The organism is Haloarcula sp. CGMCC 1.6347 (assembly GCF_037078395.1).
Taxonomy (GTDB): Archaea; Halobacteriota; Halobacteria; order Halobacteriales; family Haloarculaceae; genus Haloarcula; species Haloarcula amylolytica.
In genome coordinates, this window is the sequence record NZ_JAYMGX010000012.1 from 1 (window position 1) to 555 (window position 555).

Here is a 555-nt window from a genome sequence, read left to right on the forward strand (position 1 = left end):
AACCTGACCGTCATTACTACTGTCGGGACCGGTGAGATGTCCGGCGTTGAGTCCAATTAAACCGCAGGCTCCTCCGGTTGTGGTGCTCCCCCGCCAATTCCTTTAAGTTTCATCCTTGCGGACGTACTTCCCAGGCGGCTCGCTTATCGTCTTCACTACGGCACATCACGTGCTCATGGCGCGTGACATACCTAGCGAGCATTGTTTACAGCCAGGACTACCCGGGTATCTAATCCGGTTCGAGACCCTGGCTTTCGTCCCTCACTGTCGGGTCCGGTCTCTCAACGTGGTTTCCCCATTGGTGGTCCGTCCAGGATTACAGGATTTCACTCCTACCCCGGACGTACCCGTTGAGTCTCTCGGCCCCAAGCTGTGTAGTTTCCACCGGACGCCGACCAGTTGAGCTGGTCGATTTCCCAATGGACTTACACAGCAAGCTACGGACGCTTTAGGCCCAATAATATCGGCCATCACTTGGACTGCCGGTATTACCGCGGCGGCTGGCACCGGTCTTGCCCAGTCCTTGTTCCTGTACCACCTTACGGTACAGAAAAG

1 rRNA gene is annotated in these 555 nt (G+C 56.2%); it reads right to left on the reverse strand.

What is annotated here, in order from left to right:
* Positions 1-555: ribosomal RNA gene (locus VI340_RS19805) — 16S ribosomal RNA — on the reverse strand; the annotation flags it as partial.